General features: G+C 60.2%; 11 protein-coding genes and 2 tRNA genes. 6 read left to right on the forward strand and 7 right to left on the reverse strand.

Annotated elements, in window-relative coordinates; genetic code table 11:
- Positions 1-160: 160 nt before the first annotated feature.
- From ABGM93_RS08685 to ABGM93_RS08695, 3 genes are all read right to left on the reverse strand, one after another.
- Entirely contained in the window at positions 161-3,718 is a 3,558-nt protein-coding gene (locus ABGM93_RS08685) for a glycosyltransferase (RefSeq protein ID WP_321505360.1), read from the reverse strand.
- Between the two features lie 218 nt (positions 3,719-3,936).
- Positions 3,937-5,757 (reverse strand): hypothetical protein, encoded by a 1,821-nt coding sequence (locus ABGM93_RS08690; protein ID WP_321505361.1) that lies wholly within the window; start codon positions 5,755-5,757, stop codon positions 3,937-3,939.
- Positions 5,758-6,138: 381 nt separating this feature from the next.
- Positions 6,139-6,213: transfer RNA gene (locus ABGM93_RS08695), tRNA-Gln, on the reverse strand.
- Between the two features lie 392 nt (positions 6,214-6,605).
- Between ABGM93_RS08695 and ABGM93_RS08700 the strand changes: the two genes are divergently transcribed.
- Positions 6,606-6,682: transfer RNA gene (locus tag ABGM93_RS08700), tRNA-Pro, on the forward strand.
- Between the two features lie 190 nt (positions 6,683-6,872).
- Here ABGM93_RS08700 and ABGM93_RS08705 read toward each other — a convergent pair.
- Positions 6,873-7,247, reverse strand: a complete 375-nt coding sequence (locus ABGM93_RS08705) for an STAS/SEC14 domain-containing protein (RefSeq protein ID WP_321505363.1) — start codon at positions 7,245-7,247, stop codon at positions 6,873-6,875.
- Positions 7,248-7,612: 365 nt separating this feature from the next.
- Between ABGM93_RS08705 and ABGM93_RS08710 the strand changes: the two genes are divergently transcribed.
- The 5 genes from ABGM93_RS08710 (at position 7,613) to ABGM93_RS08730 (ending at position 13,954) form a co-directional block, all read left to right on the forward strand.
- Positions 7,613-10,162, forward strand: coding sequence for a M10 family metallopeptidase (locus ABGM93_RS08710; RefSeq protein ID WP_321505365.1), 2,550 nt, complete (start codon positions 7,613-7,615; stop codon positions 10,160-10,162).
- A 550-nt stretch (positions 10,163-10,712) separates the two neighbouring features.
- Positions 10,713-11,633, forward strand: coding sequence for a DUF3089 domain-containing protein (locus tag ABGM93_RS08715; RefSeq protein WP_321505367.1), 921 nt, complete (start codon positions 10,713-10,715; stop codon positions 11,631-11,633).
- Positions 11,634-11,756: 123 nt separating this feature from the next.
- Positions 11,757-12,422: a ParA family protein gene (locus ABGM93_RS08720; RefSeq protein WP_321505369.1), complete on the forward strand. Its 666-nt coding sequence runs from the start codon at positions 11,757-11,759 to the stop codon at positions 12,420-12,422.
- Positions 12,419-13,201, forward strand: coding sequence for a DUF697 domain-containing protein (locus tag ABGM93_RS08725; RefSeq protein ID WP_321505371.1), 783 nt, complete (start codon positions 12,419-12,421; stop codon positions 13,199-13,201). The genes ABGM93_RS08720 and ABGM93_RS08725 overlap by 4 nt, the downstream gene beginning before the upstream one ends.
- Positions 13,202-13,360: 159 nt before the next feature.
- On the forward strand, positions 13,361-13,954 hold the full coding sequence (locus ABGM93_RS08730; RefSeq protein ID WP_319772089.1) for a DUF697 domain-containing protein: 594 nt from the start codon (positions 13,361-13,363) through the stop codon (positions 13,952-13,954).
- A gap of 234 nt (positions 13,955-14,188) precedes the next feature.
- Here the strand turns inward: ABGM93_RS08730 and ABGM93_RS08735 are convergent, their stop codons facing one another.
- Genes ABGM93_RS08735 through ABGM93_RS08745 form a run of 3 tightly spaced genes read right to left on the reverse strand, consistent with a single transcriptional unit; the run spans position 14,189 to position 16,670 of the window.
- Positions 14,189-14,395, reverse strand: a complete 207-nt coding sequence (locus ABGM93_RS08735) for a hypothetical protein (RefSeq protein ID WP_319772090.1) — start codon at positions 14,393-14,395, stop codon at positions 14,189-14,191.
- The gene (locus ABGM93_RS08740; protein ID WP_321505373.1) at positions 14,392-15,798 is read right to left on the reverse strand and encodes an ABC transporter substrate-binding protein; all 1,407 of its coding nucleotides are present in this window, start codon (positions 15,796-15,798) and stop codon (positions 14,392-14,394) included. The genes ABGM93_RS08735 and ABGM93_RS08740 overlap by 4 nt, the downstream gene beginning before the upstream one ends.
- 5 nt (positions 15,799-15,803) lie before the next feature.
- Positions 15,804-16,670 (reverse strand): prohibitin family protein, encoded by an 867-nt coding sequence (locus ABGM93_RS08745; protein ID WP_321505375.1) that lies wholly within the window; start codon positions 16,668-16,670, stop codon positions 15,804-15,806.
- Positions 16,671-16,732: the final 62 nt, after the last annotated feature.

Below are 16,732 nucleotides of genomic sequence, written 5' to 3' on the forward strand. Positions count from 1 at the left end.
TAATCACAATACGGACTAAATACATATACTATTATATTCCGAATATTACGCACTGTTATTTACTTATTTATATTCACGCACCAATATATCAACTTTTTTTCAAATAATATTGCGTGTGATCATTATTTTGATACCACGTCGACCAAAGAAAAGCATCCACTCACACCTCATCGATCAACCTCTCCCAACGCTCGAAGAACTTCTCCAGCGTGTAGTCGGCGGCGCGCTTTCTGCTCGCCTGTGCCATTGCGCTCAGTTTTTCAGGCGCAGAACACAGGCGGGTCAGGGGCTGGGAAAGGTCCTGCGCGCGGCTCTCGCCGGTCGGATTGACCAGCGCACCGCAGTCGCCGTCCACGATGATCTCGTTCGGGCCGTTGCAGTCGGCGAAGGCGACGACCGGCGTGCCGCAAGCCAGCGATTCCACCACCACAATCCCGAAGCCCTCAAAGTCGCTGGGCACCACGGAAAGGGCGGCGTGCTGGAACACGCTGTCCATGTCGCTGCGCACGCCCCTCAGAGCCGCGGAATGGGAAAGGCCCGCCGCATCGATCTGCGCCTGAAGGGCAGGACGCAATTCGCCCTCGCCGTAGATATCCAGACGCCAACCTTGCCCGGCCAACTTCGCGGCGGCGAACGCCTCGATAAGGAGATCCATGCGCTTTTGCTCGGCAAGTCTGCCGACCGCGACGATCGTGCGTGCGCGCGCAGATCCTTCCGCCCCGTCGTCATCCATCGGACGGAAGACGTTCAGGTCCACACCGTTGGGAATGACCGCGACCCGGTCGCGCAGTTGCGGATCGAGGGATTGCGCAAAACTGCCGGAAAGCAGGTGCACCCGATCCGCCTTGGCGAAGGCCCGCTGACGCTCCTCGCGCGACCACCAACGCTCTTCGATCTGCCAGGGATCATTGTGCTCGGAGGCGATGATCTTGACGCCCGCGCGATAGCCCGCCTCGATCAGAGGCGTGAACAGCCATTCGGAGAGCATCGGCACGAAGACCTCGATGCCGTTTTCCACCAGATAGGCCTGAACCTCCCGGATCGAGGCCTCCATCCTGTCCTCGGCAAAGACCTGCGCGACGGTGACGCGCGCATGAAGGGGATAGACCACCCCGGAATGAAAGCTTCTTCTGCACAGGATGTGGACTTCGAAGCCCATCACGGCCAGATGCGAGGCCAGCTGCGCGGCAAGACGTTCGATCCCGCCCTTTGAAAAGGCCATGCCATGGACATAGAACGCCACCTTGCGACGGGCGCGAAGCGTTGGCGTACGCTCCGGGGCGATGTCGGACAGGGCCACGCCGCCGGAACGCTTGGCGAAACGTTCCAGCTCATGCTGGAGCGCATGACGCATCCGCCCGTCCAGCCCCTGGCTGACCGGGAAAAGATCATAGACCAGCGCCGCAATCCTGCGACGTTCATCGAAATAGGTGGGCGTTCCCTCAAGCTTGTGCACTGTGGAGCCGGCGTGACGGCGGAAGTAGTTTTCCGCCATCGGCGTGTAGGCGACGCGACCATGGCGCAAAATGTGAAGATAGGTCGCCCAGTCCCCTGCCATGCGGTAGCCTTCGCCCACGCCCGTGTAGAGCCGCACGATGCTCGTGCGCATGATCAGGCCGCTGGCATTCGCCAGAAGGCAGGCCGCCCCCATTCCTTTGTTCACGAAGATGTCGCCTTCGAGAACAAACGGCTTGTCGAAGAGCCCCGGGCATTGCTGATTGAGATAGCCGTCCATGGGCGCGGGATCGAATTTCCCGTCGAAAGAGGGGATGGTGCGGCCCGCGGCGATGACGACCCGTTCATCGACCGTCAGGCCGATCAGCCGTTCCAGGAACGTCGCGTCGCACCAATCATCGCTTTCCGCGACCCAGGAGAACGTACCGCGAGCCAGGGACAGGCCCTTGGCCCATTGGCGAAATACGTTTCCGCTATTCGCCTCGTTCGCAACCACCCTGGCGCAGCTCACATCGGCGACGATGCCCGCGATCACCTCCAGGCTGGCATCGGAAGAGGCGTCGTCCAGAACGATGATCTCATAGTCCCGGTAGGTCTGCCCGAGAATGGAGCCAAGCCGCTGGGACAGGAAGTCGGCGTGGTTGTAATTGGGCACGATGGCCGAGACGACCGGTGCCAGGCCGACCTTGCCGATCAGGATCGACAGCAGCTCGAAGCAGCTTTGCTCGCTCACATAGCGCGCAAAGAGGCGCTGACGCGCGGTCTGGCCGAGTTCCCGGATCTTTTCCGGCTTCGCGAACAAGGCGCCGATGTTCCGGGCAACCTCCTTCGGGTCCGCACTCTTCAAGGCGACACCAGCGGGCGCTTCCCCATCTGGGGTCACGAAATTGCTGATCCCGGTCGTCCCCTCGACGAACAACGTGGGGCTGCAATGCTGCGCGGCCTCCATGCACACCAGAGGAAACGGATCTTCGCGCGAAGACAGGAAGAACAGATCGCTTGCGGCCAGCAATCTGGCGGCGTCCATGCGTGTGCCGGTAATCCGGATCCACTTTTCCAGTCCCGCCCGGACGACGCGCTCCTCAAGGGCTGCGCGTTCCGGTCCGTCGCCGACCCAGATGAAATGAACCCGGTCGGCGTTGGCGGTTTTCGCATTCACGGCAAGGGCGGTCTCGATGAAGATGTCGGAGCCCTTGCGCGCATCGACCGTTCCGCACCCCATGACGACCCGCGCCGTGCGCCCGAGCCCAAGCTCCGCGCGCGCCCAGTCGCGCAGCTCGCCATCGTCAGCAAGCCCGTCGGAGACCACCGGCGTGATGAAAGGCGGGCTGGTCGAGATGCGGTCTGCCGGATGCCCGTAATCCTCCACCAGAACCTTCGTGCTCAGCGGGGAGGCCGAAATGAGGTGGCTGCAATGGCTCAACATCAGCTGCAGCAGGTCCTTGTACTCGGCAAGCACCCCGCTCATTTCGTGAATGTGACCCACGAAACTGTGCGGTTCCAGATAGTCCGCTTCGATGTCCTGCAGGAATTTGCCCGAGACAACGGTGTTGAGATAGATCACGCCCCAATCGCGCTTGAGCAATTCGCGCCGCACGGCAAGCTCAAGGTCCGGGTCGATCGGCGCCGCGATCACTTCGACGAGTTCGCAGAAGTCCGGCGTCATCTGCCCGCCGACCATCAGATAGACCGTCACGGGACGCTTCGTGTGGATCTTCAGCCAGCGGGCAAATTCCAGAAGCACCCGTTCCGCCCCGGCCAGCATGGCATCATGCCCAACCAAGAGGATGGGCTCTCCGAGCGCCGCGTCTTCCAATGCGCGATGTTGGGAACAGCCGTAGCGCCCCTCATGGCGGCCATGAATGACATAATGCGCGAAACCGTTGGGCACCACTGCACAGACATCCGCATTGGTAGAGAAGTAGAAGTCCGCGTCAAAATCCGCGCAAGGTTTGCGCCCCTCGCGCTCGCCGAACCTCACATAATGCTCGACAGGGTCGAGCTCCGCCCGCGCGACATCTTCACTATGTGAAAGATAATAGTCGACATCGAAGAGATCGCTGCTTCTGATTTCCTCTATCGCGACCTCTAGGTCGACGCTGGAAACTGTCGGGCGGGCCTTCAATATATGCTCGATCAATAGGCGACTTTCGCGCGATGCCGACGCCCAACGCCCAGTGGCGCCGCCCGCGCGTCCCTCCCCGACGAATGCGGACGTACGCTTGTGGGTTGCCAGTTCGGGTTCACCCCTGGCTTTCGCCATCTTCGGCCCGGGGGACCGACCCAAGATCTCGCCAAAACGAATATAATGTTCGAGTGGGTCCATCCCGAGTATTTTAACATCAGGATAGGCATCCAGATACCATCCCGCATCGAACGATCCGGAAATCAAGATACTCGATTTGATATCTTCATCACCAAAGGCCATAAGTAATTATGCTCCTGGGCGAATTTATAGGGATAATTTAATATATTTCTGTCTTAAAGCCCTTTTATCTTTGATATATTGGCGAATTGGGGGTTCGGATGGCGCCCCTCATTCGCCCCATAACGAACATAGTGAAGCAGCGGATCCAATCCGGCGTCTGCAACATCCTTATATTGAGCAAGGTACCATTCTTCGTCGAACAGCCCGGATTGCCTCAGGCGCCACATCTTTTGCCGGATACGCGACAGACGATCGCGGATTGAAGGGCCCGCGCCCTCACGCAAACCCGTCACGGCACGCCGGATCTTTTCCGCAGCGTCCGTCAGGCGCGCATCGCGGTCAATAACCGCCTGTGTCAGCAAGGCAATTTCATCAAACCGGCGCTGAAGGCTCTCCTCAACAAGCCGCTTTTCAGCCAGCACCCTTTCGGTTTCCGCTCTGGCTTCGCGCAGTTGTTCCTCAAGTTCGATCCTTGCGCTGTCCACCTCAAGCCTGGCCGATTCAGACAACTCGCCGTCCGGATCGCCCTCCACCTTCGACAGCAACCCCGCGATCTGCCTCACAACATTGGTGGCAAGTCGCTCCACTTCTGGCAACGAGCGAACAAGCGCGGCAATTTCCTCGCGTGTGGCATCAAGCGGCGAAGGGTCCGTCCCTGCCTGCCTCCCGGCGAGCAGAGACGGACCCGCCGTATTGGATGATGCTGTCGGGTCCTTCGTCTTCGCGGTGAGTTTAGCCAACGTGCCGCGTTCTTCCTGACACTGTGTCGTGTTGTCGTTCCGGTGCGGAAGCACGGCGCCCTTCATCTCAAGTTCTTGCCTGGCGCTTTCGATCTCGGCCTGGCTCTGTGCCAGCTGGCTCTCCAACCGGTTCACACGCATGGACTGCCTCACCTGACTGTCCACAAGCCAGCCAAACATGTCTTTCGCGCGGTTGAGCTCGTCCCGGATCCGATCGAGCGTGGCGTAGTCCTGCTTCGCCTCACCATTGGCGATCCATTTGGTGAAGACCCTGAACGCGTCGCGCATCCAGGTCGGGAAGCCCGACTTTTGCAGAAGCTCATCGCCGTTTTCGTGGTGGTGGCGATATTTGTCGGAAAGGAAGGCGTCAATCTGGTCCGATACGGCGTCCGGATGCTGCGGCCAGTCGATTCCGAGCCGCATCCGCGCTTTTACGACCATTTCCCGCCAATCGTCCAGCAGGCTGTCGTAATCCGTGAAAAAACGGGGCACACCGCGCGAAGACACTTCGGCATCAAGCACATGGCGCAACCACATGAGATATCCCGCCTGCAGTTCGAACCCGTTTCGCTTCTTCAAAGAAGCGGCGACCTCGACGGGATTGCGCAGCGGAATGACCACGACAGGCCGAAAATCCGACGCCCTCAGAAGCTCCAGCCAAAATGGGAGAATTCGGCAGATGCGGGGGTCTTTCAGGACGATGGCCGACGACGCCCCGTATTCCTGAGCAAGAACGTCGCGGCCCTTTTCGCGAAATTCGGCCGCCGCGGGCGAAGCGAACCAAGCCGGATCCACGTCACGCCAGTCGAACCAGAAGCTCGATATGGACTTCAGAAGCTCGTCATTGAACCGCTGCACCAGAACGGATTCCCAATGCCCCGTTTCATTGGAAGGCGCAGCGCCGATCAGCGTCTTGGGGAGATCATAGCCGAGAAGATTGATCGCACGCGCAAGAGCGCTGGTTCCAGAGCGGTGCATGCCCGCTATGATGAGAGCCGACTTTTCTTGAGGTCGCTTTTCGATGACGTCCTCCGGACTTTCCGCGCTTTCCCCGTTTACCACTAAGTGCAAACCTTCAAGCAGATGCCGGCTCCAATCTAAACGGCCGGCGTAGTCAAAAGGGCAAGCCACCAAGCCCTATTGCAATCCATTATTCGCAATACCAAAACCAACCAACACTCGCGGTCGGATAGCCACTTCCAAATAGATTTCAGGACCCAATAAGTCGCTTCGCTCGCGTTCAAACCCTATGGGGCAAAACCCACCCTAAAGGGTAAAGCTCATCGCCCGCTATCCTGAAGCGGCGGATCCTGACGGCGCTAAATTATTCTACACCCCATCAGACATATTACCAGCCATTTGCCCAGGAACGGAGCTTACCCCCAACTTTCCCGTACGGGTACCCTCAAATTCTAGCGCCACGTTCCCGAGAAAGGTCGCGCGCAATCCGCGCATATCCCGACAAGAACGGTTCTCATCAGGCCTTCAATCGTAGGTTGAGAACCAAGGAGGGACTGGCTGGGGCGGCAGGATTCGAACCTGCGAATGGCGGCACCAAAAGCCGCTGCCTTACCACTTGGCGACGCCCCAACGCGCAACTGTTTCGGTCGCGGCCCTTCCTATAGCGACTCACCGTTCGCGCTGCAAGCCACCTGAAAGGCCCCGCAGGACCAGAGGCGCCAAACATGAACCACCCTGCATGAAATGAAGGGACTGCCATCGCGCCGGCCCCACGTCTCGCCGACGGTTCGGCCGTCTCGCGCGGGTGGCTGGCGCGTTTCAACCCCGTTCTCCACTTGTGGAAAACGCTATTTTTCAACGTCTTTGCGAAAACACGCTGCGGCAATCATGAAACAGTGGATAAACGCAACACTCGTCGCTTGCGGGCAAGCTACGAGGACGCTATAAGACCGCCACTGAAACGGGCAGCGCCGAAGCGAAAACGCCTCGAACCGCTGAAAATACCCGCTCAGGTGAAAAGTCGGAGTGTAGCGCAGCCTGGTAGCGCACCTCGTTCGGGACGAGGGGGTCGCAGGTTCAAATCCTGCCACTCCGACCATTTTTCCCGCTGAAGTCACATCCCCCTTTGATTCGAATGGTCCGCGCGATGCCGGTTTCCCAGGCACCGCTTGCGTTCCGCATCCTTGCGTCCCTTTTCGTCCGCATCGGGTTCCAGCGCGCGGTCTATAGAAATCAGCCGGAATCAATGCACTCAACAGCAACGCAGCGGCATCCCCTGCGCTCAGGGTTCAGGCCGCCAGCGCAGCCGTGATCCACTTTTTGGCCTCATCCCGCTCAGCGACCGAGAATAGCCTGACCTCGCCCGGCATAAGAAAGGTGAAGGCCGATATCGTATTGCCGATCCACGCGATATCGGTGACGACCGCGATCCGCTCCCAGCCAAGCCAATGTTCCAGGCCGGTCTTGAAATCGCTCCACATGGCGCCCGCCTCCACGTGCTCCAGATCGCCATCGATCTCATAATAGAGCCTGAGCTTGCGGTGACGGGAAAAGGCCTCATCAACTGCCGGAATCAGCACCTTTTCATAGTCTGCCCTGGTCAGCCGCCCATGACAGGCAAAAGCGACGGTATTTTCGGGAAAGCCCTGGAGTTGCTCGATCATGCGACGCCTCCTGACATAATGGCAGGTTTACCATACGGCATCTTGCGAAGCGCCGTAACTCCCGAAACCGCGCCAACATCCCCAATCCACCGGCACGGAAAACGCCGAGGCGGGCGCTTTGCGAAACAGAACTCGACGCTTCCGTTAATCACCCCCACCTTCGAAATTGTCATATCTATATATTTTCCTCTGAAATACTAGCAGCTCTTCTATCTCTATTGAGATTTTCTTCCAATATGGAAATGCCTATATCGCAATGACACTCCACTTTCCGTAGATTCCTCCGCATGCGCTTTAAGCGTTCGTAAGAGTTTGACGCTATACCCATATTGGCTTGCTCAGGCTACTTGTGAGATGGATCCGGAATGACTGTCGAACATGAAGACATCCTCGGTTGCACGTGCCTGAATTGCGCCGCGACCAGGCAGTTCCAGGCCGATGCGGTTGAGCCTCAAAACGCCGCCAAGCCGGTCTTCACGCTAAGCCAGGTGATCGACCAACTGACCGATCCCGCGCAAAGCTGGACATCGACGACGGTCACCTACGGGTTCACGACGGTCAATCCCGGGTATGGCAGCGAAGCGTCCGGATACGCGCCTTTTTCCGCGGCCCAGAGGTCGGCGGCACGCGAGGCAATTGCGTTATGGGATGACCTGACCCCCCTGACCTTCGTGGAATCCGGCAACGGAAACACGGCGGATATCCGCTTTTCGAACACCACAACCGGGCCACAGGTTGCCTGGGCCTATTATCCCAGCACCTATTCCAATTATCAGGAAGAGGGCGACGTCTGGATCAACCCCAATTACTGGGCGAACAGTTATCTGGACTATGGCGAATACGGCTTCCACACACTTGTGCACGAGCTTGGTCACTCAATCGGGCTTTCGCATCCCGGCGCCTATAACGGCGGATCGCCGACCTACACCGACATGGCCGAATATCAACAGGACACCCGCCAATATACGGTGATGTCCTATTTTCAGGCTTCCAACACGGGCGCGGACCATTCGCCTCCGGGGCAATCCACATCCTACGGCGCAACGCCGCTGCTGCATGACATCGCCGCCATTCAGGCGATCTATGGCGCCGACATGACGACACGCACGGGCAACACGGTCTACGGCTTCAATTCCAATGCCGGACGCGCCCAATTCAATTTCGCGATCAACACCGCCCCCGTGGTCGCCATCTGGGATGCGGGCGGCACGGATACGCTCGATCTGTCGGGTACGAGCTACAATCAGGTCATCAATCTGGCGGAAGGCACCTTCTCCGACGTGATGGGCATGACCGACAATCTGGCCATCGCATTCGGCGTGTCGATCGAAAACGCGAAAGGCGGCAGCGGGCAGGACCAGATCAATGGCAACGGCCTTGCCAACTATCTTTATGGCAATGCCGGGAATGACACGCTCAATGGCGGCGACGGCAATGACATCCTCTGGGGTGGCCTTGGCGCGGATCATCTCAATGGCGGAGCTGGCATCGACCGCGCCCAGTACCATCTGGCTGCGGCTGCGGTGACAGCGGATCTTCTGATCGCAGCCAACAACACCGGCGAAGCCGCAGGCGATACCTATATTTCCATCGAGCACCTTTACGGCAGCCGCTACGGCGACACCCTGCGCGGCGACAACGCAAGAAACGTCATCTGGGGGTGGCTCGGTAACGACACGATCAACGGAGAAGGTGGAGACGACACGCTCTACGGGGATGTGGGCGACGACACACTCAACGGCGGCGACGGCCCAGACAACCTGCTCGGAGGCCTCGGCGCGGATGTGCTCAATGGCGGCAACGGCATGGACCGCGTCTACTATCAACAGGCAACGACTGCCGTCACCGCAGATCTCTTGAATCCCGCCAACAATACCGGCGAGGCCGCGGGCGACACCTATATCTCCATCGAGCACCTTTACGGCAGCCGCTACGGCGACACCCTGCGCGGCGACAACGCAAGAAACGTCATTTGGGGGTGGCTCGGTAACGACACGATCAACGGAGAAGGTGGAGACGACACGCTCTACGGGGATGTGGGCGACGACACACTCAACGGCGGCGACGGCCCAGACAACCTGCTCGGAGGCCTCGGCGCGGATGTGCTCAATGGCGGCAACGGCATGGATCGCGTCTACTATCAAAAGGCGACAACCGCCGTCACCGCAGATCTCTTGAATCCCGCCAACAATACCGGCGAGGCCGCCGGCGATACCTATATCTCCATCGAACACCTTTCCGGCAGCCGCTATGGCGACACCCTGCGCGGCGACAACGCAAGAAACGTCATCTGGGGGGAGCTCGGTAACGACACGATCAACGGAGAAGGCGGAGACGACACGCTCTACGGCGGTGTGGGCGACGACACGATCAACGGTGGCGACGGCCGAGACAACCTGCTCGGAGGCCTCGGCGCTGATGTCCTCAATGGCGGCAACGGCATGGACCGCGTCTACTATCAACAGGCGACAACGGGCGTCACCGCAGATCTCTTGAATCCCGCCAACAATACCGGCGAGGCCGCAGGCGACACCTATATCTCCATCGAACACCTTTCCGGCAGCCGCTATGGCGACACTCTGCGCGGCGACAATGCGGCCAACAGCATCTGGGGCTGGCACGGTGATGACGATATCTCCGGAGAGGGCGGAGATGACGCGCTTTATGGCGGTTCGGGATCGGATGTCTTTCACTTCGCCGCCGGGTTCGCATCCGACACGGTCTTCGACTTCGAATACGGCTTCGACACGCTCATGTTCTCAGCCGATTTCGGCACCGATCAGGCAGTTACGCTGGCGGCGACCTACGGCGAAGAAGTCGCAGGAAACTACGTTTTCGATTTCGGTGCGGACGGGCAGTTGACCATCCTCAACGCAACAGAAAGCCAGGTCGTCGACAGCATCATGTTCGCCTGAACGCAGACGGCGGGACAATGCAACAAGATGCGAATAGCGCCTTGTCACGCGTGTGGCCCCGAGGCCACTTCGCCACTGCTGCGGCTGGCGGCATGGATGCCCCCTTCCCGTTTCGAGCAGCCCGACATGCCCTTATTTGAGGACGCGTGGCCGGATGGCGATCTCCTCGCAGGCTACACAGTCGCTCTGCCTGCGTCGACATGGACAGCGCCGCACAGGCAGCACCACACGGGCAGCACCGCGCAGGCAGCACTGCACACAAACGGCGTCTTTTCCGATCAAACCCGGGCACGAATTACTTCTTTAAATCGACTGTTTCTTTTCCGATTTCACTGAACTCTCTTTGGTTCCCGTACTGGCGAAACGACGAAACCTGTGGTGTACTCGTCTTTTAACGCGCCATCCGCGATATTTGTATTATCGGAGATTAGACATGAAATTCCTGTCTGCCCGAACACTCTCTTTTTCGATGATTTTTTCCATCGCGACACTTTTGGCGGCCAGCGTTTTGTTCTTGGCCCCATCCGCCTCCACGTCAGACGCGGACACGTTGCCCCCGTTCACCCCTGCCGATGTGCCGCCTGCGCCGGACTATGCCGAGGCGAGCAGCTGGCTCGACCTGCCGGAGAACCCCGACCAGTTCGGCGTCGACATCATCTGGCTCTATCCGACCGTGCTCGTCGACAATTCGGCCTGGCTCATGGACATCACCCGCAAGGACCTGATCGCGGGGGCCGCGGAATCGGTCGCCACCGAGGCCCGGATCTTTTCCGGGCAGGCCAACCTCTATGCGCCGCTCTACAGGCAGATGAACCTTGCCGGGTTCAACCTGCCTGAAGAGCAACGTGACGCCATCGTCGCCTATGGCGAGGACGATGCGAAACGCGCCATGGCCTATTACATGGAGCATTACAACAAGGGGCGGCCTTTCATTCTGGCTGCCCACAGCCAGGGCTCCTATGTGCTGACGCAGCTTCTGGTGGATTACTGGGGCAAGCTCGGCATCGAGGACCAGTTGATCGCAGGCTATGTCGTCGGCTGGTCGGTGACCCACCAGGATCTCAAGGACAATCCGGCGATCACCATCTGCGAGGAGGCCCGGCAGACGGGCTGCTTTGTCAGCTACAATTCCGTTGCGCCGGGACGACAGGAGGCATCGCCGCTGATCCTGCCGGGAGCCATTGTCGTCAATCCGCTGACATGGACGCGAGAGGAGACGCTCGCCCCGGCCTCGCGCAACCGCGGTTCGACCTTCTTCAACCAGGACCACACCTACCAGATCCTGCCGGAATTCGCGTCCGCGCAGATTGCCGATGGGGGGCTCGCGGTGGTGGCGAAAGATCCCGCGCGCCTCAACTCCCCCTACTTCCCGCAAGGGGTCTATCACGGCTACGACTACCCGCTTTTCTATGAGAACATCATGTCCAATGCCGCGCAGCGCATCCAGTCCTATCTGGATGCGCGAAAATAGCCTGCGCATGGGGCGTGGGTGCGAAGGCTGGCGGCGACGGTTTCACACGCGGCGCATGGCTTTCGTGCGAGAGTTTGTTAACATTTGCGAAATTGGGCGAGTCTCTTGCTGGACGGGGCGCGGATGAGCGGATCGGTCATCACCATCGCATCGCTGAAGGGGGGAAGCGGCAAGACCACGCTTGCCACCTGCCTCGCCGTGCACTGGCATCTGAAATGGCGCAACCCGCTGCTGATCGACGCCGATCCGCAACGCTCCATCATCCGGCTTGCCGAGCGCGAGCGGGCGCTTGGCGGCATCGATCTGATCGAACAGGCCGACAAGAGCGTGTGGGAAACCATCAAGCAGCGCAGCCCCTCCTATGGCGTGACCATCGTCGACACGCCCGGCTTCGACAGCGACATAACCGTGGCGGCCCTTGCCGTTGCCGATCTTGTTCTGATCCCGGTCAAGGCCTCGCCGCTTGATGTCGACCGCATGATGGATACGGTCAAAACACTGATGAGCGGGATGAAGGGCTGGACACCAGCCTTTCGTTGCGTGTTGACCCAGACAACGCGCGGCAGCGTGATTTCGCGCCATATCCGCGCCGAGCTTGAGGACGGTGGTTTTCCGCTGCTGGCAACCGACATGCCGAACCGGGTTGCCTATGCGGAAGCAGGTCTTTATGGCGCAACGCCCACCCAGATCGCCCCGGATGGCCCGGCAGCGCGCGATATCGCGGATATCGCCACCGAGGCGGAGGTGCTGCTCTCCACCCGGAATGCGCGAAAGGCGGTCGGCGCATGAGCAAGAAACTGCCGCGCACCTCTCAACGCACGCTGAGCGATCTGCGCAACGCCGCCCGAGATGCGATGGAGGCGGAAATCGCTGCGGACCCGATCGTCGAAGCGGTGGCATCCGACAAGGCGGAACACCGTGGCGGAGAGACGACCGCGATGTCGTCCCCCTCACCTGCCAGCCCACCTCAGGCGACCGCCGCGCAAACTGATGAAACGGCGCCCGGGGCCGCCCCAAAAGCGACGCCCGAACCGACACCCAAGCCCGCCGCACGAAAGCTCGCGCCGTCCAGGGCTGTCGCCACGCGCGCGCCCTCCCGACCGGCCGCGCGCGCTGTGGTCGCCGTCAAACCACCGGCCTTCGACAAGGCCGCGTTTCGCGAGGCGGCGGGGCGGATGATTGTGGAGCGCCACGCCAACCTTGCCGCGGTGACGGGGCTGATCCCGCTGCCTTGGGTGGATCTTGCGGCGATTACCGCGATCGTGGACCGAATGTTCCGCAAGCTTGCGCGGCTTTACGGCATGCGACTGGAAGGCGAGCGCAGCAGGCAGCTGGCGACCGCGATGTTGACAGGCGTGGCGGTGCCCGCCATTGCCACCTTCACCACCAGCACCCTCTTCCAGATCACGCTTGGCCAGAACCTGATCGGCAGCGCGCTCACCTGCATTTCCGCCGCCGTGATCGTGCGGATCGTCGGCGAGACCTATCTCACACGTCTGGCAAGCGAGACCGGACGGGCCGGAACGGATGCCGGGACAATCAAGTCCCATGAGCCGGTCGGGGCGTGAAATTCCCGGGAAACGGGCAATCAGGCCGGTTAACCCTTTTCATTTACCAGCGATAATAGTATCTTTTCTGATGAAAGGTGGGCCTTCCAGAAATACAGGCACCTTCGACTTTCATCGGACCGTTGTTGATTTGGCCCGAATTGATATCAGGAGATTTCCATGGCGAGCAAAGCAGCCGCTGCCGCAGCGGAAGAGCCGATCGAAGCAGATATCGACGAAGCGACAATCGAGTCCGACGAGGAATTTGACGCAACCCGCGAGCTCACGGCAGACAATCTGATCAAGGATTACATGCTCGCATCGGTTGCAGCCAGCATCGTGCCGGTCGCCTTCTTCGACATCGCGGCGGTGGTCGCAATCCAGCTCCGCATGATCCAGAAGCTGTCGAACCTTTACGGCAAGCCGTTTTCCGAGCGGCTCGGTCGCAAGGTGATCTATGCGCTGGCCGGCGGTGTGCTCGGCTATGGCGCGGGATACATGGTGGCGGCCAGCGCCACCAAGATGATCCCGGGCATCGGCTGGATGGTCGGCATGGTTTCCCTGCCCGTCGTCTCCGGCGGATCGACCTATGCGGTCGGACGCTCGATCGTGAAGCATTACGAGGAAGGCGGCACCCTGCTGGACTTCAACGCCTCCAAGATGCGCGCGTTCTACAAGGAGCAGTTCGAGAAGGGCAAGGACGTGGCGCGCAAGGCCAAGAAGACGGCCACCGCGAGCGCCGAGGCGGCTGCAGAGGAAGCTGCCGCATCCTGATCCTGTCCCGCTATCGCGCGCATCGGGTGATCCGGACATGAACAAAAGCCGCTCCGTGGAAACGGGGCGGCTTTTTTTCGTGGGCACGGATAGGGATGATGTAACCGGCATCGCTGATGCGCCCAGCCCCGGGCCGCGGCGGATCCGCGCCTTGCCGGATCGCGCTCGCGATGTGCGAACCCTTCACAGCCTCAAAGACCTGACCGATCTGAGCGGAGCGACAGACCGGGCCGTTCAGATACGGCGGCGGCGACGCTCGCGGACGGGCTTGGACCAGTTATCCGCGGCCAGCAGCACAATGACGCCGACCACCGGGCTGAAGATAAAGGCGATGAGGAAGTTCCCGACAAAACCAAACCGGGTGTTACGGCCCAGCACGCCGATGATCCAACTGGCCAGGACCCAGAAAAGGAACGCCCAGGGATTTACGAAAATGGTCATTTTGCAATCGTCTCCATCTCCGGGGAAAGCCCGCCGTTTCTGACGTCGGGCCCGGGTGCCTCGACCTGCTTTGGACCGTTTGGCGCGCCCGCACTCCTGTCCAGAGGGATCGTGATCCCGGCAACCGTGTGGAACGCCGTTCCGTCGTGGCGCACGACATAGATTTCAGTGTCGGTGATCAGGCCGTCGCGGTCAAACACCAGGGGCCCGGTCACGCCCAAAAACGGCGTCTTGTAGCGCGCGATCTTCATCACGTCGGACACCTTGTCGGGGGAAAGCGTCCCCGCACGGTTCACCGCATCGCGCACCAGCGTGACCGCATCATAGCCGAGTGCCGCATTCAGATCCGGCAGGGAGCTGTAGGCCTTGAGATAGTCGGCCGAAAATTCCCGCGCATGGGCGCTGGCCGTGCTGTCGCGATCATAGAGCGAAACGCCGATGACATCCTTCATCGCGGAACTGCCGACCTTGCGCTCCACAACCTCGGAGAACAGATACTCCATGCCGAAGATAGGTACGGTAAGGCCGAGATCACGCGCGCGGCGGATGAACTCCGCCGTTTCATCCAACGATGAGGAAACGACGAAGAAGGCGTCATAATCGTTCCGGGTGAAGAGCTTGTTGTCGAGGATGAACATCACGAGATCATCGATCGAGCGCCGGGTGCTTGAAAGGAACCCACGGAAAACCGTCTTCGCCCCGGCCTTGGTAATCGCCTCGGAGAAGAAGTTGGCAGCCTCCTTGCCGTAGTCGGTCTTGTCGGACAGGACAATGAAGTTCTTGTAGCCGGACTTGATCGCATAGCTTGCGATCAGATCGGCGTTGGTCGCGTTGTCGGGCTGGAGGGCAAAGATCGTCTCGAAGGAGTGGTTGGTGAGCGAGGTCGCGGTGGCGTGGGTTGCCAGAAACAGAACGTCGTTGCGCGCATAGATCGAGCTCGCGGTGACCGCCGTGTCCGACCATTCGTGCCCGATGACCGCAACCAGGTTTTGAAGACGCGAGATCCGGTCGGAAAGGCTCAGGGTTTTCGAGACCGTCGTTTCCAGCTCGGTGCCGACACGGATGCCGTCCTCGCGCACAAGCTCCAGCTTCACGGGACGCCCGAGCACCTTTTCCTTCGTGGCGTTGACATGATCCACCGCCAGACGAATGCCGTCGATGAAGCTGTTTTGTTCGTCATCGTCGGAAAAGACGGCGACGATCTTCAGGCTGTCATCTTCGGGCATGAAAGGGGCCAGAAAGAGCCCGAAGACCGATCCGGTCCGGTTGAGACCCGCGATCATCATCGCGCTCACGACGGCGAGAAGCCCTAGCGCCAGAAGCGCGAACAGAACCCGGCGCGCGGGGCGGGCGCTCTTCACGGTCTTGGGTGTGTGCCGATTGTCCGCCTCGCCCTGCACCATCGCACCTATCGGTCGCCGCCGAGAATGAGCGGCATGCCATCCTTGCCCGCCCCTATCACCACGGTCTTGGAATTGGGCGAGGTCGCGAGCTCCTTTGTCGCCTGAACGCCCTGCCAGCGCAGGAGATCTTCGGTCAGGCTGCGTTTGACGATGTCCTGGTACTTGCGGATGCCCTCCGCCTCGATGGCCTTGCGCTCCGCTTCCTTCTGTTCGATCTCAAGCCGGTACTTGTAGGCTTTCTGCTCTTCGGAAAGCGTCAGCTTGCGTTCGATGGCGAGGCGCACGGCAGTTGGCAGTTCAACGTTGCGGACCAGCACGTTATCGACGATCACATAGCGATCCTCGACGCTTGTCAGGCTGCTGATGACCACCGTCTCCAGAAAGCCGAGCCGCGAGGTGTAAACCTCTTCCGGCGTGTATTGGCCAACCGCGCGGCGCAGCACCGCTTCCGTTTCGGGAAAGACGATCTTGTCGAGATATTCCGGACCGACGGTCACGTGCAGGAGGGGCAGAAGGCGCAGATCCGGCTTGTAACGCACCGCGATCTGAAGCTCGATCGGCAGACCATCCTTGGTCAGCATCGTGTAGTTGCGTTCCTTGGTCTGGAGGCGGACATTGTAAATGGCCATCCGGTTCCAGGGCCAGATGATGTGCAAGCCTTCCCCGTAGATCCGGCTCATCTCCGTCCCGGAGACCCAACGGTAAAGAACGCCGGCCTCACCGGATTGCACGGTGATGACGATGCGGTTCCACAGGAGCGCCAGACCAAGCCCCAACGCGACGAGGACAATAAGAAAATAGAGCTGAAAACGGCGCTGGCGATCGCCTCTCAACGCGTCTTCGTAGTCGTCGAAGTCGTCGTCATAAGCCATGCGACCAACTCACCTCATCCTGTCCGGCGCGAAGTAGGACTATAAGGTCAGCCCGCCCCGCT

This window comes from Breoghania sp., from assembly GCF_963674635.1.
Classification (GTDB): Bacteria; Pseudomonadota; Alphaproteobacteria; order Rhizobiales; family Stappiaceae; genus Breoghania.